At 68.9% G+C, this 24,523-nt stretch carries 28 protein-coding genes; 6 read left to right on the top strand and 22 right to left on the bottom strand.

The genetic code is table 11. The features are described 5' to 3' along the window. Nucleotide 1: 1 nt before the first annotated feature. The 7 genes from BGP17_RS13995 to BGP17_RS13965 all read right to left on the bottom strand — a co-directional run bounded on the left by BGP17_RS13995 (nucleotide 2) and on the right by BGP17_RS13965 (nucleotide 5,699). Entirely contained in the window at nucleotides 2-1,354 is a 1,353-nt protein-coding gene (locus tag BGP17_RS13995) for a S41 family peptidase (RefSeq protein WP_286712423.1), read from the bottom strand. A 66-nt stretch (nucleotides 1,355-1,420) separates the two neighbouring features. Further along, nucleotides 1,421-2,593, bottom strand: a complete 1,173-nt coding sequence (locus BGP17_RS13990; protein WP_286712422.1) for a murein hydrolase activator EnvC family protein — start codon at nucleotides 2,591-2,593, stop codon at nucleotides 1,421-1,423. A 4-nt stretch (nucleotides 2,594-2,597) separates the two neighbouring features. Continuing rightward, nucleotides 2,598-3,020, bottom strand: a complete 423-nt coding sequence (locus BGP17_RS13985; RefSeq protein WP_167299956.1) for a 23S rRNA (pseudouridine(1915)-N(3))-methyltransferase RlmH — start codon at nucleotides 3,018-3,020, stop codon at nucleotides 2,598-2,600. Between the two features lie 27 nt (nucleotides 3,021-3,047). Continuing rightward, nucleotides 3,048-3,428, bottom strand: a complete 381-nt coding sequence (gene rsfS / locus BGP17_RS13980; RefSeq protein ID WP_502688450.1) for a ribosome silencing factor — start codon at nucleotides 3,426-3,428, stop codon at nucleotides 3,048-3,050. A gap of 8 nt (nucleotides 3,429-3,436) precedes the next feature. Beyond that, nucleotides 3,437-4,105, bottom strand: coding sequence for a nicotinate-nucleotide adenylyltransferase (locus BGP17_RS13975; protein WP_167299957.1), 669 nt, complete (start codon nucleotides 4,103-4,105; stop codon nucleotides 3,437-3,439). Beyond that, entirely contained in the window at nucleotides 4,102-4,449 is a 348-nt protein-coding gene (locus BGP17_RS13970; protein ID WP_286712421.1) for a hypothetical protein, read from the bottom strand. The genes BGP17_RS13975 and BGP17_RS13970 overlap by 4 nt, the downstream gene beginning before the upstream one ends. Next, entirely contained in the window at nucleotides 4,446-5,699 is a 1,254-nt protein-coding gene (locus BGP17_RS13965) for a glutamate-5-semialdehyde dehydrogenase (RefSeq protein WP_286712420.1), read from the bottom strand. The genes BGP17_RS13970 and BGP17_RS13965 overlap by 4 nt, the downstream gene beginning before the upstream one ends. A 50-nt stretch (nucleotides 5,700-5,749) precedes the next feature. Between BGP17_RS13965 and BGP17_RS13960 the strand changes: the two genes are divergently transcribed. After that, nucleotides 5,750-6,826: a DUF3667 domain-containing protein gene (locus BGP17_RS13960; protein ID WP_286712419.1), complete on the top strand. Its 1,077-nt coding sequence runs from the start codon at nucleotides 5,750-5,752 to the stop codon at nucleotides 6,824-6,826. 4 nt (nucleotides 6,827-6,830) lie between these two features. On the opposite strand, the gene BGP17_RS13955 is transcribed toward BGP17_RS13960, so the two are convergent. The 6 genes from BGP17_RS13955 to ptsP form a co-directional block, all read right to left on the bottom strand. Beyond that, a complete protein-coding gene (locus tag BGP17_RS13955) occupies nucleotides 6,831-7,190 on the bottom strand; it encodes a hypothetical protein (protein WP_167299961.1) in 360 nt (119 codons plus the stop codon). Nucleotides 7,191-7,251: 61 nt separating this feature from the next. Beyond that, entirely contained in the window at nucleotides 7,252-9,213 is a 1,962-nt protein-coding gene (gene ftsH / locus BGP17_RS13950; RefSeq protein WP_167299962.1) for an ATP-dependent zinc metalloprotease FtsH, read from the bottom strand. A 68-nt stretch (nucleotides 9,214-9,281) separates the two neighbouring features. Beyond that, the gene (gene tilS, locus BGP17_RS13945) at nucleotides 9,282-10,283 is read right to left on the bottom strand and encodes a tRNA lysidine(34) synthetase TilS (RefSeq protein WP_286712418.1); all 1,002 of its coding nucleotides are present in this window, start codon (nucleotides 10,281-10,283) and stop codon (nucleotides 9,282-9,284) included. After that, on the bottom strand, nucleotides 10,261-11,229 hold the full coding sequence (locus tag BGP17_RS13940; protein WP_286712417.1) for a tol-pal system YbgF family protein: 969 nt from the start codon (nucleotides 11,227-11,229) through the stop codon (nucleotides 10,261-10,263). The genes tilS and BGP17_RS13940 overlap by 23 nt, the downstream gene beginning before the upstream one ends. Nucleotides 11,230-11,306: 77 nt before the next feature. Then, nucleotides 11,307-12,233 (bottom strand): helix-turn-helix domain-containing protein, encoded by a 927-nt coding sequence (locus tag BGP17_RS13935; RefSeq protein ID WP_167299965.1) that lies wholly within the window; start codon nucleotides 12,231-12,233, stop codon nucleotides 11,307-11,309. Nucleotides 12,234-12,342: 109 nt separating this feature from the next. Then, nucleotides 12,343-14,622, bottom strand: coding sequence for a phosphoenolpyruvate--protein phosphotransferase (gene ptsP, locus BGP17_RS13930; protein ID WP_167299966.1), 2,280 nt, complete (start codon nucleotides 14,620-14,622; stop codon nucleotides 12,343-12,345). Between the two features lie 184 nt (nucleotides 14,623-14,806). Here ptsP and BGP17_RS13925 point away from each other — a divergent pair, with 184 nt between their 5' ends. Continuing rightward, nucleotides 14,807-15,148, top strand: a complete 342-nt coding sequence (locus BGP17_RS13925) for a PadR family transcriptional regulator (protein WP_286712416.1) — start codon at nucleotides 14,807-14,809, stop codon at nucleotides 15,146-15,148. After that, nucleotides 15,148-16,116 carry a hypothetical protein gene (locus BGP17_RS13920; protein ID WP_286712415.1) on the top strand — a complete coding sequence of 323 codons (969 nt, stop codon included), beginning with the start codon at nucleotides 15,148-15,150 and terminating at the stop codon, nucleotides 16,114-16,116. Before BGP17_RS13925 ends, BGP17_RS13920 begins: the two co-directional genes overlap by 1 nt. Here BGP17_RS13920 and BGP17_RS13915 read toward each other — a convergent pair. From BGP17_RS13915 to BGP17_RS13900, 4 genes are all read right to left on the bottom strand, one after another. Further along, nucleotides 16,113-16,439, bottom strand: a complete 327-nt coding sequence (locus tag BGP17_RS13915; protein ID WP_286712414.1) for an energy transducer TonB family protein — start codon at nucleotides 16,437-16,439, stop codon at nucleotides 16,113-16,115. The genes BGP17_RS13920 and BGP17_RS13915 overlap by 4 nt on opposite strands. 77 nt (nucleotides 16,440-16,516) lie before the next feature. Further along, entirely contained in the window at nucleotides 16,517-17,548 is a 1,032-nt protein-coding gene (locus tag BGP17_RS13910; protein WP_208413576.1) for an NAD(P)H-dependent flavin oxidoreductase, read from the bottom strand. 38 nt (nucleotides 17,549-17,586) lie between these two features. After that, nucleotides 17,587-18,369, bottom strand: coding sequence for a hypothetical protein (locus BGP17_RS13905; RefSeq protein ID WP_286712413.1), 783 nt, complete (start codon nucleotides 18,367-18,369; stop codon nucleotides 17,587-17,589). A gap of 103 nt (nucleotides 18,370-18,472) precedes the next feature. Beyond that, nucleotides 18,473-19,753: an aspartate kinase gene (locus BGP17_RS13900; protein WP_086127871.1), complete on the bottom strand. Its 1,281-nt coding sequence runs from the start codon at nucleotides 19,751-19,753 to the stop codon at nucleotides 18,473-18,475. Between the two features lie 84 nt (nucleotides 19,754-19,837). Here BGP17_RS13900 and ubiG point away from each other — a divergent pair, with 84 nt between their 5' ends. Then, nucleotides 19,838-20,569 (top strand): bifunctional 2-polyprenyl-6-hydroxyphenol methylase/3-demethylubiquinol 3-O-methyltransferase UbiG, encoded by a 732-nt coding sequence (gene ubiG / locus BGP17_RS13895; protein ID WP_286712412.1) that lies wholly within the window; start codon nucleotides 19,838-19,840, stop codon nucleotides 20,567-20,569. Here ubiG and BGP17_RS13890 read toward each other — a convergent pair. The 5 genes from BGP17_RS13890 to BGP17_RS13870 all read right to left on the bottom strand — a co-directional run bounded on the left by BGP17_RS13890 (nucleotide 20,566) and on the right by BGP17_RS13870 (nucleotide 22,977). After that, nucleotides 20,566-20,778 (bottom strand): DUF4287 domain-containing protein, encoded by a 213-nt coding sequence (locus BGP17_RS13890; protein WP_286712411.1) that lies wholly within the window; start codon nucleotides 20,776-20,778, stop codon nucleotides 20,566-20,568. The two genes, ubiG and BGP17_RS13890, sit on opposite strands and share 4 nt — an antisense overlap. Nucleotides 20,779-20,865: 87 nt before the next feature. Next, nucleotides 20,866-21,432, bottom strand: coding sequence for a hypothetical protein (locus BGP17_RS13885; protein WP_286712410.1), 567 nt, complete (start codon nucleotides 21,430-21,432; stop codon nucleotides 20,866-20,868). A 79-nt stretch (nucleotides 21,433-21,511) separates the two neighbouring features. After that, a complete protein-coding gene (locus BGP17_RS13880) occupies nucleotides 21,512-21,883 on the bottom strand; it encodes a tRNA-binding protein (protein ID WP_286712409.1) in 372 nt (123 codons plus the stop codon). Between the two features lie 9 nt (nucleotides 21,884-21,892). After that, nucleotides 21,893-22,585 (bottom strand): DUF4272 domain-containing protein, encoded by a 693-nt coding sequence (locus BGP17_RS13875; RefSeq protein WP_286712408.1) that lies wholly within the window; start codon nucleotides 22,583-22,585, stop codon nucleotides 21,893-21,895. Nucleotides 22,586-22,629: 44 nt separating this feature from the next. After that, complete coding sequence (locus BGP17_RS13870; protein WP_167299974.1) at nucleotides 22,630-22,977, bottom strand: GFA family protein; 348 nt, start codon at nucleotides 22,975-22,977, stop codon at nucleotides 22,630-22,632. Between the two features lie 78 nt (nucleotides 22,978-23,055). Here BGP17_RS13870 and BGP17_RS13865 point away from each other — a divergent pair, with 78 nt between their 5' ends. Both BGP17_RS13865 and ung read left to right on the top strand, forming a co-directional pair. Further along, nucleotides 23,056-23,742: an endonuclease III domain-containing protein gene (locus tag BGP17_RS13865; protein WP_286712407.1), complete on the top strand. Its 687-nt coding sequence runs from the start codon at nucleotides 23,056-23,058 to the stop codon at nucleotides 23,740-23,742. Nucleotides 23,743-23,772: 30 nt separating this feature from the next. Beyond that, complete coding sequence (ung, locus tag BGP17_RS13860) at nucleotides 23,773-24,474, top strand: uracil-DNA glycosylase (protein ID WP_286712406.1); 702 nt, start codon at nucleotides 23,773-23,775, stop codon at nucleotides 24,472-24,474. Nucleotides 24,475-24,523 lie beyond the last annotated feature (49 nt).

Here is a 24,523-nt window from a genome sequence, read left to right as displayed (position 1 = left end):
CTTATTTGCTCCGTGTCGCGGCAACCTGGGTCTTGGGCCCGAGGCGGGAAATGGTCTGCAGCGCATAATGCAGCTGGAAGTCGTCGATCCCTTCCTTCTTCAGCTGGTCCGCCGTCTTGGCGAAGCGCGGATCGGCGCGCTGATCGTCCTCGAGCACCGAATCGTCGACCTTGTCGTTGTTGATCAGGTGGGCGCGCAGGTCCGCCTCGCGGATCGAGGGCCGGGTCTTGTAGTCGGGATCGGTGAGCTGGGGCACCAGCAGGTCGGGCTTGATGCCGCCTTCCTGCACCGAGCGCCCCGAAGGCGTGTAGTAGCGCGCCGTGGTGAGGCGCAGCGCCGCGCGCGGACCCATCGGCAGGATCGACTGGACCGAGCCCTTGCCGAAGCTGCGCACGCCCATCACGAGCGCGCGGTGATGGTCCTGCAGCGCGCCCGCGACGATTTCCGAGGCGGAGGCGGTGCCCGCATCAATCAGCACGACCACCGGCAGGCCCTTGGCGAGGTCGCCCGGAACCGAGACGATGCCCGGCTCGCTCACATCGGCATACCAGCGCTCGATATCGGTCTTCTCCCGGCCGCGCTGCGAGACGATCTCGCCATGCGACAGGAATATGTCGGACACTTCGATCGCCTGGCTGAGCAATCCGCCGCCATTCTCGCGCAGATCGACGACATAGCCGAGCGGCTTGTGGCCCAGCTTCTTGTCGATCTCCTGGATCGCCTTGATCGTGTCCGCCCCGGTCTGGGCAGTGAAGGTGTTGATGTTGATGATGCCGACGCCGTCCTTGACGTCCCACTTCACCGGCCGCTGCACGATGATCTCGCGCTTCATGGTGAAGGTGAGCGGCTTGTCGGCGCCCGGACGGATCACGGTGAGCGTGACGCTGGTGCCCGGCTTGCCGCGCATCTTCTCGATCGCCTCGTCCAGGCTGCCGCCGACGATGAACTTGCCGTCGATATGCGTGATGAAGTCGCCCGATTTCATGCCGGCGCGCGCGGCCGGCGTGTCCTCGGTCGGCGCCACCACCTTCACCGCCCCGTCCTCCTGGGTGACGGTGAGGCCGAGGCCGCCGTAATTGCCGTCGGTCTGGATCTTCAGATTGTCGAAATCGAGCCCGTCGGCATAGCTGCTGTGCGGATCGAGCGCGGCGAGCATGCCCTGGATCGCGCCCTTCATCAGCGTCGCGTCGTCGACCTTCTCGACATAGTTCGCCTTCACCTGGCTGTAGACTTCCATGAAGGTATCGAGCTCCTTGAAGCTCGAAGTGTCCACGCCGGCCATGGCGCCGGAAGCAACGGGAACGAGCGCCAGCGCGCCGACCGCGGCGGTGACCTGAAGGAACGAACGAAGCATAATTACTTTCCGGAAACGCGTTCGGGGATCAATCTAGGACGGGATCGCGGCAAATGCACGGCACAATCAGCCGAGCAGGCGCGCAAGGTCCATGGGCTCGCCGCGCCGGCGGAGCTCGACGGTGATGCGCGGCGCGTCGCCGCCCGGAGCGCGGCCGATGCGCGCGCCCTGCGCCACATGCTCGCCGACGCGGACGCTGGTGCCGCCCAGCCCGGTGACCGAGCTGGTCCAGCCATTGCCATGGTCGATGATCACCACCCCGCCATAGTCGCGGAACGGGCCGGCGAAGAGGATGCGGCCGGGCGCGGGGGCGACGGCGTCGCTGCCGGCCGCGCAGGCAAGCGTGACTCCGCGGGCGCGCACTCCGGTGGAGGACAGCTCGCCCATGCCGGTGACGACCGCGCCGGCGACCGGCAGGATATAGGGAGGGCCCGCCTTGCGCGAGGGCGCGGCGACGGCGCTGCCGGGGCGCGGCAGCGGGCCGGGAAGCATTGCGAGATCGGCCTGGATTCCTGCGGCCTGGCCCGCCGTCTCCATCTGGTCGGCGATCTCGCGGGCGCGCTCGCCCAGCGCGATGGCGCGGTCCGATTCGACCAGGGCGCTCGAGGCGAGCTGGGCGGAGCGGGCGCGGTGATCCGCCTCGAGCCGGACCAGGGCGATCCGCTCGTCCTCGATCCGGCGCCGCGCGTCGCGGAAGCTCGCGACCGCGGCGAGCGCATCGGCCCGCAGCGCCCGGACGCGGCCGAGCTCCGCGCGCACGTCGCGGGTGCGGGCCTCGACCACGGGCATCACCGTGCCGAGCACGGCGCGGACATGGACCATGTCGCTGGTCGATCCGGGCTGGACCAGGCCGAGCACCGCCGGGCGGCGGGCCATCGACTGGAGCGCGGCGATCAGGCGCAGGATCGGCCCCTGGCGCTCGGCGACGCGCGTGCGCTGCGCGGCGAGCTGGCGATCGACGATGCCGATGCGCGCGCGCGCCGCGGCGATATCGGCCTCGGCCACCTTGATCCGCTCGGCGGCGGCGGCTTCCTGCGCCCGGGCGCGGGCGGCCTGGTCGCGCTCGGAGGCAGCCTGGCGCTCGAGCTGCGCGCTGCGCGCCTGCGCCGCCCGGCTCTGGGCGTTGGCCTCGCGCAGGCGCCCCTGCTGCTCGCCGAGGCTCGGCGCCTGCGCCGCGGCGAAGCTGCCGGCGGCGAGAATCGCCAGCAGGCTGGCGCCGAGGATCAGCGGGCGGAGCACGGGCTCAGCCTTCGCGATGATAGGGGTGGTTGGCAAGGATGGAAGTGGCGCGCCACAGCTGCTCGGCGAGCATCGCCCGCGCCAGCATGTGCGGCCAGGTGGCGCGGCCGAAGCTGAGCAGCAGATCGGCCTGGGCGCGATCGGCATCCTCGAACCCGTCCGCCGCGCCGATCAGGAAGCGCGCCTCGCGCACCCCGTCGTCGCGCCAGGCGCCCAGCCGCTCGGCGAGCACGCGCGAGGGCAGGTTCTCGCCGGTCTCGTCGAGCAGGACGATCCGGGTGCTGCCCGAAAGCTCGGGAACCTTGCCGCCCGTATCGGGCAGCTCGGTCACCCGGGTCGGCCACTGGATGCGCCGGAGATAGCGATCGACCAGCTCCGCCTCCGGGCTGCGGCCGATCTTCCCGCGCGCGACGATATGGAGCTGCATCGCCCGTGCCGCCCCCTTTCTAGCGGATCACGCCTGGCCGGCTTCGCCGAACGACCACATCCGCTCGAGATTGTAGAAGCTGCGCACTTCGGGGCGGAACAGGTGGACGATCACGTCGCCCGCGTCGATCAGCACCCAATCGGCGGTGGGCAGGCCCTCCACCCGCGGGGTGCGGCCGAACTCGGCCTTGATCTTGTCGGCAAGCTTCACCGCCATCGACGCGACCTGGCGCGTCGAACGGCCGGATGCCACGACCATATAGTCGGCGATGCTGCTCTTGCCGGCGAGCGGGATCGAGACCGTCTCGACCGCCTGATCGTCGTCGAGCGACGTCATCACGAGCTGGTGCAGCGCCTCGGTGCCACCAGCGGCATCGGACGAACGCAGAACATTGGACGATATGGCCAAGGGGCCTCCTAGGGTTGCAACTTGTCTGTGCGAACTTGTTGTGGAGACGACGCGGTAGCTTCTCCCATCAAAGTTACACTTTGACGGGCACCCGCATAACGCCGGTGCCAGGCGGGATCGGCGGCCCGAAGGCTCGTCGCCGAAGTCGGATCGGGGCGGAAGCGCAACAGCACGAGGGCCGGCAATCTCCAACGCGTCCAGTTCTTCGCCTGGCCTGCGGGCCGCACAGCGCGCCGCAGCCAACCCATTGCAGGACTTGCATGGGCCTCGCGATCATACCCCGGACGGGCGATCACCGCAATCGGAACCTGTTCGGCAATATCGCGCCAGCGCTCCCATTTGTGGAACTGGGCCAGATTGTCCGCCCCCATCAGCCAGATGAAGCGATGGCGCGGGAAGAGCCGCGGCAATTTGCGGATCGTGTCCGCGGTGTAGCGGGTCTTGATCCGCTTCTCGATGCCCGACACGCGGATCGGCGCATGCCGCGCCATGCGCTGGGCCGACGCCATCCGCGCCTTGAACGGCGCCATGCCGGCCTTGTCCTTCAGCGGGTTGCCCGGCGAGACGAGCCACCACACCTCGTCGAGCCCAAGCGCCCGGATGGCGTGGAGCGAGAGCTTGCGATGCCCGAGATGCGCCGGATTGAACGAGCCGCCCAGCAGGCCGATGCGCTTCATTCGGGGAAACGCCTCACCACTTCGATGGGGCCTGTGATCGCCGCGTTGAACGCGTCCATCCGTGCTGCCGGGATCCAATATTCCCGGTGCGCGCGCCCGCCGGCGTCCTCGACCCGATAGTCGGCGAGGAAGGCATGCAGCACCTCGAAGCGAGTCACGAAACCCGTGCCGCTCTCCGGCACGTTCCAGTCGCGCGCGATCTTCACCGCATAGTCTTCGCTGGTAACCGGATAGAAGATCGGCTGCCCGGGAAGGCGCGGTGGGAAGGCGGCCATGCCGGTCGCCTCGATCAACGCAAGCTCCGCGGGGCCGACCGGACGCCAGAGCGTCACGGTGTCGCTCACGGCCGTGCCTGCCCCGTGCCGCGCACCACCCATTTGTACGTCGTCAGCCCTTCGAGCGCCACCGGGCCGCGGGCATGGAGGCGACCGGTGGAGATGCCGATCTCGGCGCCCAGGCCGAACTCGCCGCCATCGGCGAACTGGGTGGAGGCGTTCCACATCACGATCGCGCTGTCGACCTGCGCCAGGAACCGCTCCGCTATGGCCTGGTCGGCCGTGACGATCGCATCGGTATGATGCGAGCCGTGCGCGGCGATATGGGCCATTGCCGAATCCACCCCGTCGACCAGCTTCACCGACAGGATCGAATCGAGATATTCGGTGTCCCAATCCTCCGCATCGGCGGCCACCGCACGCGGCTCGATCGCCCGGATTTCGGCATCGCCGCGCAGCTCGCAGCCGGCATCGGCCAGCGCGGCCAGCACGGGCTTCGGATCGGCGAAGGCGCGGTCGATCAGCAGCGTCTCGGTGGCGCCGCAGATGCCGGTGCGCCGCATCTTGGCATTGCGCGCCAGGTCGCGCGCCATCGCGGGATCCGCGGCGCCGTCGATATAGGTATGGTTGAGCCCGTCGAGATGGGCGAGCACGGGAACGCGCGCCTCCGCCTGCACGCGGGCGACGAGGCTCTTGCCGCCGCGGGGTACGATCATGTCGATCGCCCCGTCGGCGACGAGCATCGCGCCGACGGCGGCGCGATCGGTGACGGGGACCAGCTGCACCGCATCCTCGGGCATGCCGCCCGCCGCCAGGCCGCGGGCGAGCGCCGCATGGATGGCGCGGTTCGAGCGGATCGCTTCGGAGCCGCCGCGCAGGATCGCGGCATTGCCCGCCATGGCGCAGAGCGCGCCGGCATCGGCGGTGACGTTGGGCCGGCTCTCATAGATGATGCCGATCACTCCGATCGGCACGCGAACGCGCGTCAGCACCAGGCCATTGGGCCGCTCGATCCGGTCGATCACGTCGCCGACCGGGTCGGCGAGCGCGGCCACGGCCTCGACGCCGCCGGCCATGGCCTCGATCCGCCCGGCATCGAGCTTCAGGCGATCGAGCAATGCGCCCGACAGGCCATTGGCCTCGGCGGCGGCCATGTCCTCGGCATTGGCGGCCTGGATCGCCTGCGTATCGGCCCGGATCGCAGCGGCGGCGGCGCGCAGCGCGGCGGCCTTGGCCGGGGCCGGCATGGCGGCGAGCTGCACGGCGGCGCGGCGGGCGCGCTGCGCCATCTGGGCGATCAGGGCTGCGGTGTCGGTCATGCTGCGCTTGCGCCTAGCACGTGCAAGATCAAGCTGATAGGTCCGGCGCCATGTCGGGGGGAATCGAAGCAGCCGGGGAACTGGCGACGGGGGCGTTGCTCGGCCGCGCGGTCGAGCCGCGGGCGGGCGAAGGGCATGGCGCGGCGGGCGGCGACGGGCATGGCCTGTGCCTCAATTGCGGCACGGCGCTGATCGGATCGCATTGTCATAATTGCGGCCAGGCCGGGCATGTCCATCGTTCGCTCTCGGCGATCGGGCACGACATCCTGCACGGCGTCTTCCATTTCGAGGGCAAGTTGTGGCGCACCTTGCCGATGCTCGCCTGGCGGCCCGGCGAGCTGACCCGGCGCTACATCGCCGGCGAGCGCGCGCGCTTCGTATCGCCGATGGCGATCTTCCTCTTCTCGGTCTTCGCGATGTTCGCGGTCTTCTCCTGGGTAGGGATTTCGGCGCCGACCGAGCTCAATGCCGGCAACATGAAGCCCTTCGCCGCGATCGACTATGCCCGCAAGGATACGCAGGCCAAGCTCGACAAGGCGCAGCGAAAGCTCGCCGCGGCCACCGACGAGGAGGACAAGGCAGAGTATCGCGAGCGCATTGCCGATGCCCAGCAGGGGCTGGCCGGGCTCGACAAGGCGGCACAGTCGCTGGGCGGCGGCCATCTCGACGGGGCGGCCGCGCAAGCCCATACCGGCTGGCACGCGCTCGATCACGGCATCGAGAAGTGGCAGAAGAACCCGGCGCTGATGATGTACAAGCTCCAGTCGGCCAGTTACAAATTCTCCTGGCTGCTGATCCCGCTCTCGGTGCCGTTCCTATGGGCGCTGTTCTTCTGGAAGCGGCAATACAAGCTCTACGATCATGCGGTGTTCGTCACTTATTCGATCACTTTCATGTCGCTCTTCTACATCCTGGTGGCGATCGTCGCCGCGGCCGGGCTGGGCGGCGGCTGGCTGGCGGTGGCGGCGCTCGCGCTTCCTTTCGTCCATGTGACGCGCCAGCTCCAGCAGGCCTATCAGCTGGGCTGGTTCTCCGCGTTCATGCGCGCCTGGGTGCTGACCTTCTTCATCACCTGGATCCTGGCGATCTTCGTGCTGATCCTGGTGGCGCTGGGGCTGTTCGGCTGAGCGCTCAGGCGGGGCAGGGATAGCGACGCTGCATGATGGCGTAGAAGGCAGTCTTCACGCTGATGCCGCGTCGGGCCGGCGGGATCTTCTGGAATTCGGCGAGCAGCTCCGGCCCGCCCATCTTGACCTGCCCCTTGGGTGGCGGGCAGCTGTGCGGCCTGCGCCCGGACGCCTGCTGCGCGGCCAGCTCGGCGCGCCAGCCGGTAGCCACCTGCTCCATCTCCTCGCGCAGCAGCCTATAGTCGGGCGAGAAGGCGGCGAGCATCCCCTTCGCCTTGAGCGAATCGGCCTTGGCGAGGAACTCGGCGACCGTCATCGGCACCGTGCCCGCCGCAAGGAGCAGGAAGAGAACCGGATGCAGCATGTGAAAAAACCCTCCCCCGATCGCGCGTGGGAGGGCTTTTCACAGCCGATGATGGCGGAACTCAGGCGCCTTGCGGCGTCGGCTGCCCGAACGGGCCCTTGGACTTGGTGATCTTCGGGATCGACGTGCCTGCCACCGATACCGGGCGCGTCGTGGTGCCCGGATCCGGCCGGCCCAGATCCTCGCCGGCGATCAGCCGCTTGATCTCCTCGCCGGTCAGCGTCTCATATTCGAGCAGCGCCTGGGCAATCGTGTGGAGCTGGTCGATATGGTCGGTCAGCAGCTGGCGCGCGCGCTCGAGGCCACGCTCGACGAAACGCTTCACTTCGCTGTCGATCAATCGCGCGGTCTCGTCCGACATCGGCTTGGCGCGGGAGATCGCATAGCCATAGGATTCGTCGCTCTCCGAGAAGTCGAGCGGGCCGACATTGTCCGACAGGCCCCATTTCGTCACCATCGCGCGGGCGAGACGCGTCGCCTGCATGATGTCGTTCGAGGCACCCGACGAGACCTTGTCATAGCCGAAGATCAGCTCCTCGGCGATGCGGCCGCCGAACGCGACGGCGATATCGGCATGCATCTTGTCGCGGTGATAGCTGTACGAATCCCGCTCCGGCAGCGGCTGGACCATGCCGAGCGCGAAGCCGCGCGGGATGATCGTCGCCTTGTGGATCGGATCGGCGGTCGGCTCGTGCGCGAAGACCAGGGCGTGGCCGGCCTCATGATAGGCGGTCATCCGCTTCTCGTCGTCGGTCATCACCATCGAGCGGCGTTCGGCGCCCATCAGCACCTTGTCGCGCGCATCGTCGAACTCCTGCGCCGCGACCAGCCGCTTGCCGCGGCGGGCAGCGAGCAGCGCGGCTTCGTTGACGAGGTTGGCGAGATCGGCGCCCGAGAAGCCCGGGGTGCCGCGCGCGATCACCCGCGGCTCGACGTCGGGCGCCAGCGGCACCTTCTTCATATGGACCTGGAGGATCTTCACCCGGCCCTCGATGTCCGGACGCGGCACCTGGACCTGGCGGTCGAAGCGGCCCGGACGGAGCAACGCGGGATCGAGCACATCGGGGCGGTTCGTCGCCGCGATGATGATTATTCCTTCGTTCGCCTCGAAGCCGTCCATTTCCACGAGCAGCTGGTTGAGCGTCTGCTCGCGCTCGTCATTCTGGTTGCCGAGGCCGGCGCCGCGCGAACGGCCGACGGCGTCGATCTCGTCGATGAAGACGATGCACGGGGCCGATTTCTTGGCCTGCTCGAACATGTCACGGACGCGGCTCGCGCCGACGCCGACGAACATCTCGACGAAGTCCGAACCCGAAATCGTGAAGAAGGGCACGCCCGCCTCGCCGGCGATGGCGCGGGCGAGCAGCGTCTTGCCGGTGCCGGGCGAGCCGACCAGCAGCGCGCCCTTGGGGATCTTGCCGCCCAGGCGGGCGAACTTGGTCGGGTCCTTGAGGAACTCGACGATCTCCTGCAGCTCCTCGCGCGCCTCGTCGATGCCCGCCACGTCGTCGAAGGTGACCTTGCCTTCCTTCTGCGTCAGCAGGCGCGCGCGCGACTTGCCGAAGCCCATCGCGCCCGAGCCGGAGCCCTTCTGCATCTGGCGGATCACGAAGAAGGCGATGCCGAGCATCAGCAGGAACGGCAACGACTGGTAGAGGAGGTAGATCCAGATGTTCGGACCTTCCTCGGCGCGGGCCGAGACCTTCACGTTCTTCGCGAGCAGCGTCCCGATCATCGAAGGATCCTCGGGCGCGTTCGTGCGGAACTTGCCGCCGTTCGACAGCTCGCCGCTGACCACGCCGGTGGCACGCGAGATGTTCACCGACTTCACTTCGCCATTGTTCACCTTGGCCATGAAATCGGAATAGGCCACGGCATCGCCCGGCGCGGTGGCGTTGCGATTGTCGAAGATCGTCACGAACAGGGCGAGCGCCGCCAGGATGCCCACCCAGATCAACAGGCTCTTCATCCAGGGGTTGCTGCCCCCATTGTCGGGGCCCTGCTGCTTGTCGTTGTCGCTCATGCGGATTCGGTACCTTTCCGCTGCCCAAGATAGGCACGGCCAAGTTAATGGCAATGGAACAGCGTCGATCAGTGTGATCGACGCGGTGGCGCCAGCGCGAAATGCCAGATAACGGCCCTCGCCTTCCCGATCACTTCCGCAATCGTACCGGTGCCTCCGGCGTCGAGCGCGGCGAGCAGCGGATCGAGCCCGGTCTCCCGCCAATCGGGGCCGAGGCCGTGCGCGGCGCGGACGGTCGCCACCGCCCGCTCGACGAGGCGGCGGCGAAGTTCCCGGGGCAGGCCGCCGGGGTCGAGCGAAACCGCGCCGCCTTCGGCCACCGCGCGCGCGCGCCATTCGCGATCGACGACCCAGGCCAGCGCATCCTCGGCATCGCGCAGGTTGCGCGCGGCGGCGGCAAGCCGATCGGCGGGCAATTCCCCCGCCTCGGCCAGCAAGGCGCGGATGCGGGCGCGATCGAAACGCGGATCGGCGTTGGAAGGATCGCGCGCCGGCACGATCCCCGCATCCGCGACGAGCGCCTCCAATTCTTCCCGCGTCCAATGGAGCAGCGGACGGATCAGCGTGACGCCGCCGAGCGGCCGCGCCGCCGCCATCGCGGCAAGCCCGCCCACTCCCGCGCCGCGCCGGGCCCGCATCAGGAAGGTCTCGGCGACATCGTCCTGCTGGTGCGCCGTCGCGAGCCAGGCGGACCGGCCCGCCGCCCAATCGGCGAGCAGCGCATAGCGCAGCGCCCGCGCGGCCTGCTGGAGATTGCCCGCGACGGGCACGCTTCCGGCGAGCGTCTCGTGCGGCACCTCGATCCGATCGCATAGCCGCCGGACGAGCGCCGCTTCGTCCGCCGCTTCGGGGCGCAGGCCGTGATCGACGGTCGCCGCGATCACCGCGCCCGGAAAGGCCGCATGGGCCAGCAGGAGCAGCGCCAGGCTATCCGGCCCGCCCGAGACGGCAACGGCCAGATGGCGCCCCTCGCCCGGAGCGCCGCCGGTCAGCGCCTCGCAATCCCGGCGGAAGCGCTCGACCCTTTCCCGGTCGAGCGTCGGCCGGTCACTTGCACTTCTGGCTTGCACGGCCCTCCGCCATGCCGGTCTTCATCTCGGCCGAGAGCTTGTCGCCATATAATTGGTCGAGCTCGGTATAGACCTTGCAGACCTCCGTGGCGGGCTTCTTCAGCTTGATGAGCGCCTGGGCCAGATAATAGAGGCTGTCGGGCGCGCGCTCGCCCTTGGGGTTCTTCTTGTAATTCTCGTAGAAGGCCACCGCCGCCAGGCTGGGCGCGCCGCTATCGAGATAGGCGCGGCCGAGCAGGTTCTGCGAATAGCTGGCGCGGCGATGCGTCGGATATTTGGTCGCCACCGCCTCGAGCTCGCGGCGCGCCTCCGGATAGAGCTTCGCCTGCCACAGGCGGAAGCCATAGGTATAGCCGTCCTCGGCCGGATCGCCCGTATTGGGCTTCTCGATCGCCGCCACCTGCTGGGCGCGCGTGCCGGTGGGCTTGGGCGTGGCCGGCGTGGCGGTGCCCGCGGCCGGAGGCGGTGTGGCCGGGCGGGTGCCGGTCGCCGGCGGACGGATCGCCGCGCCGGCGGTATCGCCCGGCACCGTCATATCCTCGCCGCCCAGCGCGGCATTGGCGGTCGCCCGGTCCTCGACCCCCTTGATACGCGCATCGGTGCCGCGCTTATAGGCAGCGAAGACGTCCTCGAGCTGGCGCAGGCGATACTGGCCCTGCTCGACCTGGCCGGTGAGCGTGCGCAGCTGCTCCTCGATCGCGGTGACGCGCTGGGTCAAGTCGATCAGCGGCGTGCCCGACGGCGTGCCGGGCACGCTGGTGCTGGTCTCGGGCGTGATCTGCGGCTCCACCGTCTGGCCGGCGCCGCCCGGGAACACCTTGCGCTGTACGGCGCGCATCTCGCGCTCGAGCCGGTCGACGCGTCCGGAGAGCGCGGAATCCTGGGCCTGGGCGGTGCCGGCGCCGAAGACGACGGCCATTGCAGTGGCGGCAAGAAGAAAACGCATCGATCACACCCCCCGGTGCAGGTCAGACATGGAGAACTCGTCCGCTATAGCCGGGAGGCCGCACGCCTCGCCAGTCCTTACGGCGCGCTGTTGCCAGTGCTCGTCGCAGCCGGTTCGACCGGCGTCGGCGCCGGAGTCGCGACGGAGAGGCGCGCGGCCGGACGCTCGCGGCGCGCGGCCGGCCCCCCGGCGGCCGGCGCGGCCGGCGTCGGCGAGGCACCCGGCTGGCCGCGGGCGCGCAGCGCATCGGCGCTCACCTCGACATCCACCGTCGTGCCGGCGCGGCCGAGCGGATCGACGTTGGAGCCGTTGAGCGTCACCTGGATCTTCTCGGGGCCGCCGGTGCGGATGCGCGGATGATCGGCATCGGCCGGCACGTCGTAGCGCTCGCCGGGGGCGAGCTCCTTCTCGACGAGCTTGGTACCCTTGGCATCGGTGACGCGGATCCAGACGGTATCGAGCGCGACCAGCGAGACCTGGCCGCCGCCGGCCGCCACGGGCGTGGCGACGTTGGCGATGCTGGCATTGTCGGCCAGGTTCGCCTGCGGCTCCTCGGTCGCCAGCGTCTCGGGTGCGGGCGCGCTGCCGCGGAACAGGTCGGTGCCGTAATAGAGCACCCCGCCCACCACCAGCAGCAGCGCCAGGACGACGCCGAAGATGACGATCCCGCGGGGTGGCACCCGCGCCGGATCGCTGGTCTCATAGGCGGGAACCGGCGCGGCGCGCTCGGGATTGCGGTGGAGCTCGGTGCGCAGCTCGCGCGCGATCATCACTTCGTCGGCGCCGACCGCGCGGGCATAGGCCTTGGCGAAGCCCAGCGCATAGGTGATCGACGGAAGCCCGGCGTAATTGCCCTTCTCGATCGCCTCGAGATGGCGCTGCGGAATGCGGGTACGCGCGGCGATCTCGGGAAGGTCGAGGCCCTGGGCCTCGCGCGCGGCACGCAGCTTCTCGCCCACGCTGGCGGGAAACAGGGTCGGGTCTTCGGCGGCTTCGCCTTCCATCCATACTCTCCGGGCGGAAGGGTTGCGCCCGTTGCTCCCGCCGACGGCTGAAGCTGTCGTTCACCAAGCCCCGCCTGTCAACGCCGGCCAGGGTGATTTTGCCGGCAGATCAGGCCAGTTCGACGGAATGTTCGCTCGCCCATGCCTCCAGCTGGTCGCGCAGCGAGCTGCCCGGATCGGCCAGCATCCGGGCCATCGCCGCCATCAGCGCGCCCCGATCGATCGACCGGACCATCGCCTTGATCGGCCCCACCGCGGCGGGCGTGATCGACAGGCGATCGATGCCGAGCCCGAGCAGCGCCAGCGCCTCCAGCGGCCGGCCGCCCATCTCGCCGCACACGCCCACCGGCACGCCGCCCGCCCGGCACTGGTCCGCCACGCGCTTGAGGAAGCGCAGGATCGACGGGCTCAGCCAATCATAGCGCAACGCCAGCTTTGGATGCGCGCGATCGGCGGCGAACAGGAACTGGGTGAGGTCGTTGGTGCCGATCGACAGGAAGTCGAGCCGCGGCAGCAGCAGGTCGAGCACCTCCGCCAGCGCCGGCACCTCGAGCATCGCGCCATAGCGGATCTCGGTCGGCATCTTGCGCCCGCGCGCGGCGAGCCAGCTGCGCTGCGCCTCGAACAGCTCGCGCGCCGCATCGAACTCCCAGGGTTCCGAGACCATCGGGAACATGATGTTGAGCGTGCGGCCGGCACCCGCCTCGATCAGCGCGCGCGCCTGCGCCTTCATCAGCCCGTCGCGATCGAGCGCGAGGCGCAAGGCCCGCCAGCCCATCGCGGGATTCTCTTCCTCGCCATCCTCGTCATGGTTGAGATAGGGCAGCGCCTTGTCACCGCCGATATCGACGGTGCGGAAGGTGACGGACCGGTCCCCCGCCGCGTCGAGCACGTCCTTGTAGAGGCGGCGCTGCATCTCGCGCTGGGGCAGGGTGGCCGAGACGAGGAACTGGAATTCGGTGCGGAACAGGCCGATGCCGTCGGCACCGGTAAGGTCGAGCGCGGCCATGTCGTCGCGCAGGCCGGCATTGACCATCACCGTCACGCGGTGGCCATCGGTCGTCACGGGAGCGACGCCGCGCATCCGGGCGAAGGCGGCGCGGCGCTTCTGGCTGAGCTCGAGCTTGGCCTCGAACGCCTCCTGCATCGCCTGGGTGGGGCGGACGAACAGGCTCTCCTCGCTCGTGTCGAGCAGCAGCATGTCGCCCTCGGCGATCATCTGGCGGATGTTGCGGACGCGCCCCAGCACCGGCACGCCCATGGCGCGCGCGACGATGGTGACGTGCGCGGTGAGCGAGCCTTCCTCCAGCACCACGCCCTTCAGGCGCCGGCGATCATATTCGAGCAGCTCGGCCGGGCCGAGATTCTTCGCGATCAGGATCGAATCCTGGCGCAGCCCCATCTGCGCCGCAGTGCCGAGCTGGCCCGAGACGATGCGGAGCAGCCGGTTGGACAGATCCTCCAGATCGTGCATCCGGTCGCGCAGCAGCGGATCGTCGATCTCGCGCATGCGCTGGCGCGTGCGCTGCTGGACGCGCTCGATCGCCGCCTCGGCGGTAAGGCCCGAATCGATCGCCTCGTTGATCCGGCGCGACCAGCCTTCGTCATAGGCGAACATCTTGTAGGTCGCGAGGATCTCGTCCTGTTCGCCGCCGCCGCCGAATTCGGCCTGGCTCGCCATCCGGTCGATCTGCTCGCGCATCTTGTCGAACGCGGCATAGACGCGGTGGCGCTCCGCCTCGGTATCCTCGGCGACGGTATGCTCGATCACGATGCGCGGCTGGTGGAAGACCGCGACGCCGGCGGCCATGCCGTCGACCAGCTTGAAGCCATGGCCCAGCTCGGGGGCGGTCGACTGGAGCCGGGTGGAGCCGCCGCCGCTCGCCAAATCGATCAGATCGGCATTGGCGATCAGTTCGGAAAGCACCATCGCCACGGTCTGCAGCGCCTCGATCTCCTCGCTCTCGTAGCGGCGCGATTCCGCATGCTGCACGGCAAGCACCCCCACGGCCCGCTCGCGCCGGATGATCGGCACGCCGGCGAAGCTGTGGAACGCCTCTTCGCCCGTCTCGGGACGATAGGCGAAGGCGGGATGCAGCTCGGCCTCGTCGAGGTTCAGCGTCTCCACATTCTGGGCGATCGTGCCGACCAGGCCCTCGCCCAGCGCGAGCTTGGTGACATGGACCGCCTCCTGCGCCAGGCCGCGCGTCGCGAACAGCTCCAGCAACCCCTCGCGCAGCAGATAGATGGAGCAGACCTCGCTCGACAGCGCCTCGCCGATGATGTTGACCACCGAATTGAGCTTCGATTGCGCCGGGTTGCGCGACGCCATCACGTCGTGGAGGCGCGTCAGTATCTCACGGGCCGAGGCGGCTGCGGAAACGGGCATGGATGCGCGCTAACAGATTGTGTTCGCGTGCGCCATGCACCGGCGAAACAAGTGCGGCGGGCGCCGCGCCCGATCGGCCGCGGGAGCCGCAAAATCGCCGAAGGCCCGCGCATCGCGGGCGCTTGCGGGCTCATATACTGTATGTTACATAGTATGCGTCATACACGATATGAGGCACAGGACGATGCCGGTCGAGGAAGACCTGTTCGAGAAACTGCGCATCGAGCTGCGGCGCGGATCGCTGGTGCTGGCGGTGCTCGGGGCACTGCGCGAGGAGCGTTACGGCTACACGCTGCGCACCAGCCTGGAAGCGGCGGGGCTGCCGATCGACGAAGGCGCGCTCTATCCCCTGCTGCGCCGGCTGGAGGCGCAGGGGCTGCTCACCAGCGAATGGCGCGAGGAAGCCAGGCGCAACAAGCGCTTCTACCGCCTGACGCCGGATGGCCTGCACGTGCTCGGCCAGCTGCTCGCCGAATGGAACGCGATCTCGGAATCGATCCTGCGCCTCACCGAGGGAGAAAAGTGATGGACCTCATCGAACGCTATCTCGGCGCGGTGCGCTGGAACCTGCCCTCGGCCAAGGCCGACGACATCGTCGCCGAGCTGGCGGACCTGATCGCCGCCCGCATCGAGGATCGCGAGGAGGCGCTCGGCCGCCCGCTCGACAAGGGCGAGGTCAGCCAGATCCTCAGGGAATTCGGCCATCCGCTCACGGTCTCCGGCCAGTATCACGACCAGCAGGTGCTGATCGGCGCGGAACTGTTTCCCTTCTACTGGTTCGTGTTGCGAATCATGCTGGCCCTCTTCGGAGTCATCGAGGTCGTGAAGATCGCCGGCCGGGTCGCGGTGGGCAGCCAGCCCTTCTTCCAGGCCCTTTCCCACGGGCTCGGCGACGCCACGAATACGCTGCTCACCATGGGCGCGTTGATCACGCTGATCTTCGCGGTGATCGAGCGAACCGCCTGGCTCGACACCTATCTCGCCCGCTGGAAGCCCGAAGAACTCGAGGAACTGCCCCACCTCGGCAAGCTCCGCCTTGAGCTGCCGCCGCGCAAGCGCTGGGAGCCGGCGTTCGAGATCGCCTTCGGCATCGGCTTCCTCATCTGGTGGGCGGGCGGCTTCACCATCCCCTTCTTCCCGCACGACGACGGAACGGTGATCACCGCCGCGCCGGTCTGGGCCACGCTCTACTGGCCGGTGGTGGTACTGGTCTGGGCGCGGATCCTGCTGAGCCTGATCGGCTTCCTCCGGTCGGCCTGGAAGCCGCTGCGCGCCGCGCTGATCCTGGGTAGCACCGCGGGCACGCTCGCCATCGCCGCGGCGCTGCGCGCGGCGGGGCAAATCGTGATCGTCGCCGGCACCGATGCAGACAAGGTCGCGAAGATCCAGCAGAGCCTCGACAAGAGCCTCGAGATCGCCGTCGTGGTGGTCGTGGCGATCTCCGCCTGGCAATGCGTGAAGGAGCTGTACCAGCTCTACAAGGAGCGCCGCTAGGGCCGGGGCTCGCGGTTGCGGAAGGCGACGGGGATCGCCACCCGGCCACGGGCAACGACCTGGCCGCCGAGCATCGGCGGGTTCACGCGGAAATCGGTCGCCGCCTCCCGCGCCGCCTTGCCGAAGCCATAGCCTTCCGGCGTCTCGCGCAGCACCTCGCAATCGGCGAGCCGGCGCGAAGGCAGAACATGGCAGGCGAGGAGCGCGCCGCCGCTGACGCCTTCATAGCGGGGGCGCGGCGGGTTGTGCTTGCCCAGCAGCCGCTGGCTGGGCATCTCGGCCCAACTTGCCGGGAACAGCCTGCCCTCCCCGCTCTCGGCCATGGGCGACGGCGTCGGCGTCGGCGAAGACGGCCGCTCCGCCGGCACGGCAACGGGTGGCGATGCCCCTTCGGCAAGCGTCAGGCCGCGCGCTTCTCCAGCGCATGGGCCGCCTCGGCCATCAGCGTCGCGATGATGTCCGCGACCGGCTCTTCCTTCGTCACCATGCCGACCGACTGACCCGCCATCACGCTGCCATGCTCGACATCGCCGTCGATCACCGCGCGGCGCAGCGCCCCGGCCCAGTAATGCTCGATCTGGAGCTGCGCCTCGGCCATCGCGACCTTGCCCTCGTCGAGCAGCTGCGCGACTTCGCGCTGCTTGGCGGTGAACAATTCGCCGCCGGCATTCTTGAGCGCCCGCACCGGGATCACGGGCAGGCGCGGATCGATCTGCACGCTGGCGGTGGCATCGCGCGCCGAGGCGCGGATGAAGGCCTTCTTGAAGTTTGCATGCGCGATGCTCTCGGTCGCGCAGACGAAGCGCGTGCCCAGCTGGACGCCCGCCGCGCCCATGTCGAGATAGCCGGCGATCGCCTCGCCCCGGCCGATGCCGCCCGCGACGAACACGGGCACCTGCTCGGCCACTTCGGGCAGGATCTCCTGCGCGAGCACGCTGGTCGAGACCGGGCCGATATGGCCGCCGGCCTCCATGCCCTCGACCACCAGCGCGTCGACGCCCGAGCGGATCAGCTTCTTGGCCAGGCTGAGCGCGGGGGCGAAACAGATCAGCCTGGCGCCGTTCGCCTTGATCGCATCGAGCGAACCCGCCGGCGGCAGCCCGCCCGCGAGGACGACATGGCCGACGCCATGCCGGTTGCAGACCTCGATCAGCTCGAACAGCTGCGGGTGCATGGTGATCAGGTTGACGCCGAAGGGCTTCGCGGTGCGCGCCTTGGTCCCGGCGATCTCCGCATCGAGCAGCTCGGGCGTCATCGCGCCGCAGGCGATCACGCCGAAGCCGCCGGCATTGGAGATGGCGGCGACGAGGTTGCGCTCGGACACCCAGGACATGGCGCCGCCCAGGATGGCGACTTCGGAACCCAGGAACGCGCAGCCGCGCGCCATGCGGCGGCCCAGGCGCTCGGCGCCGATGGAAGATATGTTGGTCATCCCCCCGCCTAGCCTTGCGGAGCGCCACCCGGCAAGGGTCAGGGTTCGCGGACGGTCCGGCGATAGTCGATGCGGATCATCACCCATTCGCCGACCATCAGCTTCTTGCCCACCCGCGGGGCGCGGACGAGGAACTGGAACGCAGCCTGGCGAACCGATCCGGCGAAGCCCGTGCCGCGCGTCTCTTCCAGCTCATAGCAATCGTCGACCCGGTTGCGCGCCACGGTGCGGCAGGCGACCAGGCCATAGCCGGGGAAGCGCGCGCGATTCTCGTTGACATAGGGATTGAGCTCCGCGTTGGTCGGCTCGCGCACCCATTCGGCGACATAGAGCGTCTCGCCGTTCCGGCCCTTGCGGCCGGCGGTCGGCGTGTCGCCCGCCCCGCCCCCGCCGCCCGAATCGGCGGTTTCGCTCTCCGCGCCATCCGCCGTGGAGGCGTGGCTGGGCACCTTGGCGATGTCGCCCTGCTGATAATCGTTGCGGCTCAGCTTGAGGAAGGTCGGCGGCCCCACCGGCACCGGCGTCTCGATCGGCACGGGCACCGGCGGCGGCGGCTGGGTCTGGGCCTGGGCACGCTGGGCCTTCGCGGCCTTCTTCTGCTGCTGCCTTTCGGCTGGCTTCTTGTCGGGGCTGTCCTCGCCCTTCGACGCCTCGATCCCGAACACGGTGGTGCGCCCGCCATCCTTGCGGCCCGGCACCGGCGGCACGAAGAAGAGCAGGAGCAGCACCAGCAACAGCTCGATGGCAAGCGCGAGCAGCAACGCGGCGCTCCGCCTGCGGAGCAGTCCCGAATCGGCGAAGGGACGGGAGGGCCACCGCATCACGCCTTCGCCCCAACCATTGCGCCACGGCGGCAGCGCGACCGAAACATGGCAGCATCGCGCCGCATGTTACGACATGTTGCGGCGGTGGCGGAAAAGCGGATCAGGCCGCTTCGTCGGTCGCGTCGAGGCCATAGGCGGTATGGAGGATGCGCACCGCCAGCTCGGTCTCGTCCTCGTTGATCAGGACGCTGACCTTGATCTCCGACGTGGTGATCGCCTGGATGTTGATTCCGCGCTCGCCGAGCGTCTTGAACATGGTCGCGGCCACGCCCGCATGGCTGCGCATGCCGACGCCCACCACCGAGATCTTGGCGACGCGGGTGTCCTGCAGCAGATCGGTGAAGCCGATCGAGCCCTTGGCCTGGTTGAGCGCTTCGATCGAGCGCGCCAGATCGGCCGCCGGCACGGTGAAGGTCACGTCGGTCGCGCTTGCCGAACCCGTGCTCTGGTGCGCGATGTTCTGGATGATCATGTCGACGTTGATATTGGCCTCGGCCAGCGGATTGAAGATCGTCGCCACCGCGCCGGGCTTGTCCGGCACCGCGGTGAGGGTGATCTTCGCTTCGTTCTTGTCGTGCGCGATGCCGGTGATGAGCTGGCTTTCCACGTCCTGAATCTCCTCTTCGCCCACGATCATCGTTCCGGGCAGCGTGTCCGCCATCGGCGCATCGTCGCCGGTGAACGACGACAGCACCTGCACGCGGACCTGTTCCTTCATCGCCAGGCCCACCGAGCGCGTCTGGAGCACCTTGGCCCCGACGCTGGCGAGCTCCAGCATCTCCTCGTATGTCACCTTCTTGAGCTTGCGGGCCCGGGGGACGATGCGCGGATCGGTGGTGTAGACACCGTCCACGTCGGTATAGATGTCGCAGCGATCGGCCTTCACCGCCGCCGCCACCGCCACCGCCGAAGTGTCCGACCCGCCGCGCCCGAGCGTGGTGACGCGGTTGCTGCCGTCATTGGCGATGCCCTGGAAGCCGGGGATCACCGCGACCTCGCCGCGCGACCAGCCCGCTTCGAGTCCGGCGGAATCGATCGAGCGGATGCGCGCCTTGGCATGCGCGGCATCGGTGTGGATCGCCACTTGCGAACCGAGCCAGGAACGCGCGGGCACGCCGATCGCCTGGAGCGCGACCGCGAGCAGGCCGGAAGTGATCTGCTCGCCGCTCGACACGACCACGTCATATTCGCGCGGATCGTAGAGCGAGCTCGCCTCGCGGCAGAAATTGACCAGCCGGTCCGTCTCGCCGGCCATGGCCGAGACGACCACCGCCACCTGGTTGCCGGCTTCCCATTCGCGCTTGACCCGCGCCGCGACGCTCCGGATGCGCTCGATGCCAGCCATCGAAGTGCCGCCGAACTTCATCACGATACGCGCCATGGAAAAGAGCCTGTCTGCTTTGCGGGCCTGGGTCCCTGCTCTCGCGGGGATGACGATGATGGGGCGCCCTGATAGGAGCGGCGCATGGCAAGCGCAACCAAAGCTACGATTGACCCGCGTGAAGCTGAGCATTTCGGCAAGCTCGCCGCGGACTGGTGGAATCCGAAGGGCTCCTCGGCGATGCTGCACCGGCTCAATCCGGCGCGGCTGGGCTATGTCCGCGCCGCGGTCGATGCGCATTGGGGCGGCGATTCCGCCCGCTTCACGCCGCTGGCGGGCAAGGCCGCGATCGATGTCGGCTGCGGCGCCGGTCTGCTCGCCGAACCGCTCGCCCGACTGGGCGCGGCGGTGACCGGAATCGACGCCGCGCCGGAGAATATCGGCGCCGCCCGCGCGCACGCCGCCGCCACGGGGCTCGCCATCGAATATGTCGCCGGCGGGATCGAGGACCTGCCCGGGCGGACCTTCGACCTCGTCACTTCGATGGAAGTGATCGAGCACGTCACCGATCCGGCAGCGTTCGTCGCCGCGCTGGCGGGCGCGCTGGCCGAGGGCGGGCTGATGATCCTCTCCACCCCCAACCGCACGCTCGCCTCGCACCTGGCGATGATCACCCTGGCCGAGGGCATGGGCGCGATCCCGCCGGGGACGCACGACTGGCGCAAGTTCCTCCGCCCCGAGGAGCTGGAGGAACTGCTGGCCGCCGCCGGGCTGAAGGTGATCGACCGCACCGGCCTGGGCTTCTCGCCGGCGCGCGGCTTCGTGACCGGCACCGGCGAGGCGCTGAACTATCTGGTCACGGTGGTACGCGCCTAGTCCTTGTCCGACGCCAGCACATGGGCGACCACGGCATTGGCATGCCCATGGCCCATGCCGTGCTCGTCCTTCAGCATGGCGACCAGTTCCATGTGCTTCGCCGGCAGCGCCTTGCGCACCAGTGCCTGCCATTCGCCGATGGGCCGCCCATATTTCTTCTCGATGGACGGGAAATAGGAAGCCGGTCCTTTGATGGGTTCGTCAGCCACGCGTTCGCTCTCCGGATATCTATCGTCGGGACGAACTGGCCCATGCATGGCCGCGACGCAACCGCGGCCTTCCCTTCCACACGCGGCTCAGGGCTTCTGGCCGAAGTCCAGCACCGCCATCGCGCCGATGTCGAGCGTCTGCCTAGCGGTGTTGATGTGCAGCGCCGCGGCAAGCTCGCCCTTGGCATAGTCGCGATCGGCATGGCCGGCGACCTTGTAGAGCTTCCACTCGGGCCCGACCGTGACGCCCTCGCCGAACAGCCTGGTATAGGGTGCCGCGGCAAGCTGGAGCTGGGCCGAGGCGATCGTCGCGGTGGCGGCGCCTTCGGCCGGCTTCGCCACCCGCGCGTAGAAGGCGATGAGCAGCTTGTCGCCCTTCTTCGCTCCCGCCTGGAGCGGCGCGTTCACTCCGACGCTCCAGACATTGCCGCCCCCTGGCGTCTCGATCCGGATCGCCTTGCCGAACTGGACCTTGGCATCCTTGATCGACGCCGGCTTGGCCCCGCCCGGCAGGCCATAGACCTGGAAGCTGTCCGGATCGGCGTTGTTGAGTATTTCGGGCTCCGGCGCCGCGTCCTGCGCGGCGAGCGGTGCGGATGCGAGCCCCGCCGGAATCGACAAGGCCATGGCGGCGAGCGCCAGTCGCTTGGTCATATTTGCCTCCCCTCGTTATTTTGCGGCGAGGCTATGCCTGTGTCCGGAACGTTTCAACGAAAAATGTTAACGCTACCGATCAGAAGAGCCGGCCGCCATCGGGCACCGGCATGGAGGGATGGAACAGCACCACCTTGCCGGCCGCGTCGGGAAAGCCGAGCGTCAGCACCTCGGACATGAACTTGCCGATCTGGCGCGGCGGGAAGTTGACCACTGCGGCAACCTGGCGCCCGGGCAGTTCCTCCAGCGCGTAATGCTCGGTGATCTGCGCCGAGGAGCGCTTGCGGCCGATCGTGGGGCCGAAATCGATGAGCAGCTTGTAGGCCGGCTTGCGCGCTTCCGGAAAAGGCAGCGCCTCGACGATCGTGCCGACGCGGATGTCGACGGCAAGGAACTGGTCGAAGCCGATCGTCTCGGCGGCCGGGGCGGCGGGATCATGGGAGAGATGCATGTTCGGATCTCAGGTGTCGAGGGAGACATCGTCCCATGGGACCATGGGATTCTGGACGAGCCAGTTCAGCGCCTGATGGCGCTCCATCGCGATGTCGGGATTGAGCCAGGGGGGAACCGGCTGGCCACCGACCTGCCGGTCGACCAGCGCCCAGCGGTAGCGATAGACGCGGTCGGCCTGATCGAGGATCTCCCCGATCGGCCGGAGACGGACATCGGCCAGATAGGCCTTGCGATCCTGCTTCAGGATGGCGCGCACCGGCTCGGGATCGCACTCCCGTTCAGGGCGCTCCAGCATGGCCGCCTTGCCCACTGCCCAGAGCAACGTGCATGCCGCCTCGTTCCGCCAGGAGAAGGCGACGCGGTCTGCCTCACTCGGAGCGGGATCGGCGAGGAAACGGGCTTCATCCGGACTGAAGGCGGCGGCCAGATCGTAGCGCGTGACGAAACCGCGCCACTCCCGCTCGGGCGCGCCACCGCCCTTCATCGACACCGCAAGCAGCGCCAGCGCCCGAATCGCGACCTCCTCGGCGGCGGGGCGGCGTGCCTCCGCCTCCGATTCGATCACCGGCAGGCCGGCATTGACCGGCACGCCCTCCGTCACGAGCCGGGCGTTGGAGCGCGCACGCCGCGCCAGGGCATCGGCGGCCACGTCCTGGACCGGCAAGGCGAAGGCGAGTGCGGTGGCGAGAAGGTGCAGCACAAGCCCCGCCTAGCGCGGCTGCGACGCGGCGGCCAGCACCGGCATCAACGGCTCGCTCCGTCATAGCGCTGCACGTTGAGGGCATCGAGGTCGATCCCGTCGGCGCAGCGCAGGTTGATCTCCACCATCGGTCCGTTCGGCCCCTGGCCCTCGGCAAAGGGCGCGACGCCGCAGTTCCGGCAGAAGTGATGATCGATGACGTGATGGTTGAAGCGATAGGTCGCCACCGCCTCGCGCGGGGTGTGAAGGGTGAACCGCTCCGGCGTGGTGAAGTGGTGGAGCGGCGCCTTGCGGCGGCAGATCGAGCAATTGCACTGCATCGCCTGGCCGGGCGGATCCTCCGCGACCGTATAGGCGATCGCGCCGCAATGGCAGCTTCCGGTGAACGGCATCGGCTCTCCTCCTCTTGCCATGGACAATGTGCAGGCTGGCCCATTGCCATTGTTCTTATTTTGTTCCAATCTGCCGTCATGCAATCGGGCTTCGGATTCTGCGGGCACGACGACATCCAGCGCTGGCAGCGCGCGCTGGAGCCTATCCGCGCTTCGGCCGGACCGCTACCCCGGCGCTCGCCGATCGGGGCGCTGGTCAAGTCGATGATCAGCGGGCGGACCAGGGACGCGGTGTCGCTGGCCGCCTATGACCGGCTCGTCGCCGCGTTCGCCACGCCGGCGCGCGTGCTCGCCGCGGGGCCGGGCGAAGTGCTGCGCTGCATCGGCGCGGTCACCCATGCCGAGGACAAGGCGCGCTATGTGACTCGCGCGCTCGGGCGGATCGCGGCGGAGCGCCGGGGGTTCGACCTCGGCTTTCTCGGCGACCTTCCGCTCGACGACGCGCTGGCCTGGCTCGAGCGGCTGCCGGGGGTCGGCCGCAAGGTCGCCGCCGCCACGCTCAATGCCAGCACGCTCGACCGCCCGGTGCTGATCGTCGACAGCCATGTGCTGCGCGTGCTCCAGCGCACCGGTTTCGTCCGCCGCGGCGCCGAGGGCCGCGCCGCGAGCGAGGCCGTGACCCGGGCGATGCCCGAATGGCAGGGCCGCGACTTTCTCGACTTCCATATCGGCACCAAGAAGCTCGGCCAGACGCTGTGCCGGTTCGATGCCGCCGACTGCGCGCATTGTCCGTTGCGGACCGATTGCCGCGCGCGGAGCGATTGACAGGACCGCACGGCTTTCGGACAGGAGGCCATGGCCGAGGTGAAACTCCATCCGAGCTGGCTCGAACCGCTGCAGGGCGAGTTCGCCGATCCGTACATGGCGGCGCTGCGCCAGTTCCTCGTCGCCGAAAAGGCGGCGGGCAAGCGCATCTTCCCGGCGGGCAGCGAATGGTTCCGCGCGCTCGACCTGACGCCGCTCGGGGACGTTCGCGTCGTCATCCTCGGCCAGGATCCCTATCATGGCGAGGGCCAGGCGCACGGGCTGTGCTTCTCGGTGCGGCCGGGCGTGCGCACCCCGCCCAGCCTGGTCAACATCTACAAGGAGATGGAGGCCGATCTGGGCATCGCGCCGGCGCGGCACGGCTTCCTCGAACATTGGGCGAATCAGGGCGTGCTCCTCCTCAACGCGGTGCTCACCGTGCAGATGGGCATGGCCGCATCGCATCAGGGGCGCGGCTGGGAGCGGTTCACCGATGCGGTGATCCGCCTCGTCAACGCCCGGGCCGAGCCGGTGGTCTTCCTGCTCTGGGGCAGCCATGCCCAGAAAAAGGCGGCGTTCGTCGATTCGATCGATCGCGGCGGCCGTCATCTGGTGCTCAAGGCGCCGCATCCATCCCCCCTTTCCGCCCATTCGGGCTTTTTCGGCAGCCGGCACTTTTCGAAGGCCAATGAATTCCTGAAGAGCCGGGGCATGAAACCGATCGACTGGGCATTGCCGCCGCTTCGGGACTGAATTTCGCACATACGACCGGATGACTTGGTCCCGCGCTTGACTTACGCTG

The organism is Sphingomonas sp. 67-41 (assembly GCF_001899725.1).
Classification (GTDB): Bacteria; Pseudomonadota; Alphaproteobacteria; order Sphingomonadales; family Sphingomonadaceae; genus Sphingomonas; species Sphingomonas leidyi.
The sequence above is the reverse complement of the archived record's forward strand: the minus strand, read 5'-3'. Positions and strand labels throughout refer to the sequence as shown.

Bases quoted from the DNA above. Each gene is read 5' to 3' on its own strand.
- BGP17_RS13995 (WP_286712423.1), bottom strand. From the start codon at position 1,354: ATGCTTCGTTCGTTCCTTCAGGTCACCGCCGCGGTCGGCGCGCTGGCG.
- BGP17_RS13985 (WP_167299956.1), bottom strand. From the start codon at position 3,020: ATGCAGCTCCATATCGTCGCGCGCGGGAAGATCGGCCGCAGCCCGGAG.
- BGP17_RS13975 (WP_167299957.1), bottom strand. From the start codon at position 4,105: ATGAAGCGCATCGGCCTGCTGGGCGGCTCGTTCAATCCGGCGCATCTC.
- BGP17_RS13965 (WP_286712420.1), bottom strand. From the start codon at position 5,699: ATGACCGACACCGCAGCCCTGATCGCCCAGATGGCGCAGCGCGCCCGC.
- BGP17_RS13960 (WP_286712419.1), top strand. From the start codon at position 5,750: ATGTCGGGGGGAATCGAAGCAGCCGGGGAACTGGCGACGGGGGCGTTG.
- BGP17_RS13955 (WP_167299961.1), bottom strand. From the start codon at position 7,190: ATGCTGCATCCGGTTCTCTTCCTGCTCCTTGCGGCGGGCACGGTGCCG.
- ftsH (WP_167299962.1), bottom strand. From the start codon at position 9,213: ATGAGCGACAACGACAAGCAGCAGGGCCCCGACAATGGGGGCAGCAAC.
- BGP17_RS13940 (WP_286712417.1), bottom strand. From the start codon at position 11,229: ATGCGTTTTCTTCTTGCCGCCACTGCAATGGCCGTCGTCTTCGGCGCC.
- BGP17_RS13935 (WP_167299965.1), bottom strand. From the start codon at position 12,233: ATGGAAGGCGAAGCCGCCGAAGACCCGACCCTGTTTCCCGCCAGCGTG.
- ptsP (WP_167299966.1), bottom strand. From the start codon at position 14,622: ATGCCCGTTTCCGCAGCCGCCTCGGCCCGTGAGATACTGACGCGCCTC.
- BGP17_RS13925 (WP_286712416.1), top strand. From the start codon at position 14,807: ATGCCGGTCGAGGAAGACCTGTTCGAGAAACTGCGCATCGAGCTGCGG.
- BGP17_RS13920 (WP_286712415.1), top strand. From the start codon at position 15,148: ATGGACCTCATCGAACGCTATCTCGGCGCGGTGCGCTGGAACCTGCCC.
- BGP17_RS13915 (WP_286712414.1), bottom strand. From the start codon at position 16,439: ATGGCCGAGAGCGGGGAGGGCAGGCTGTTCCCGGCAAGTTGGGCCGAG.
- BGP17_RS13910 (WP_208413576.1), bottom strand. From the start codon at position 17,548: ATGACCAACATATCTTCCATCGGCGCCGAGCGCCTGGGCCGCCGCATG.
- BGP17_RS13905 (WP_286712413.1), bottom strand. From the start codon at position 18,369: ATGCGGTGGCCCTCCCGTCCCTTCGCCGATTCGGGACTGCTCCGCAGG.
- BGP17_RS13900 (WP_086127871.1), bottom strand. From the start codon at position 19,753: ATGGCGCGTATCGTGATGAAGTTCGGCGGCACTTCGATGGCTGGCATC.
- ubiG (WP_286712412.1), top strand. From the start codon at position 19,838: ATGGCAAGCGCAACCAAAGCTACGATTGACCCGCGTGAAGCTGAGCAT.
- BGP17_RS13885 (WP_286712410.1), bottom strand. From the start codon at position 21,432: ATGACCAAGCGACTGGCGCTCGCCGCCATGGCCTTGTCGATTCCGGCG.
- BGP17_RS13880 (WP_286712409.1), bottom strand. From the start codon at position 21,883: ATGCATCTCTCCCATGATCCCGCCGCCCCGGCCGCCGAGACGATCGGC.
- BGP17_RS13870 (WP_167299974.1), bottom strand. From the start codon at position 22,977: ATGCCGTTCACCGGAAGCTGCCATTGCGGCGCGATCGCCTATACGGTC.
- BGP17_RS13865 (WP_286712407.1), top strand. From the start codon at position 23,056: ATGCAATCGGGCTTCGGATTCTGCGGGCACGACGACATCCAGCGCTGG.
- ung (WP_286712406.1), top strand. From the start codon at position 23,773: ATGGCCGAGGTGAAACTCCATCCGAGCTGGCTCGAACCGCTGCAGGGC.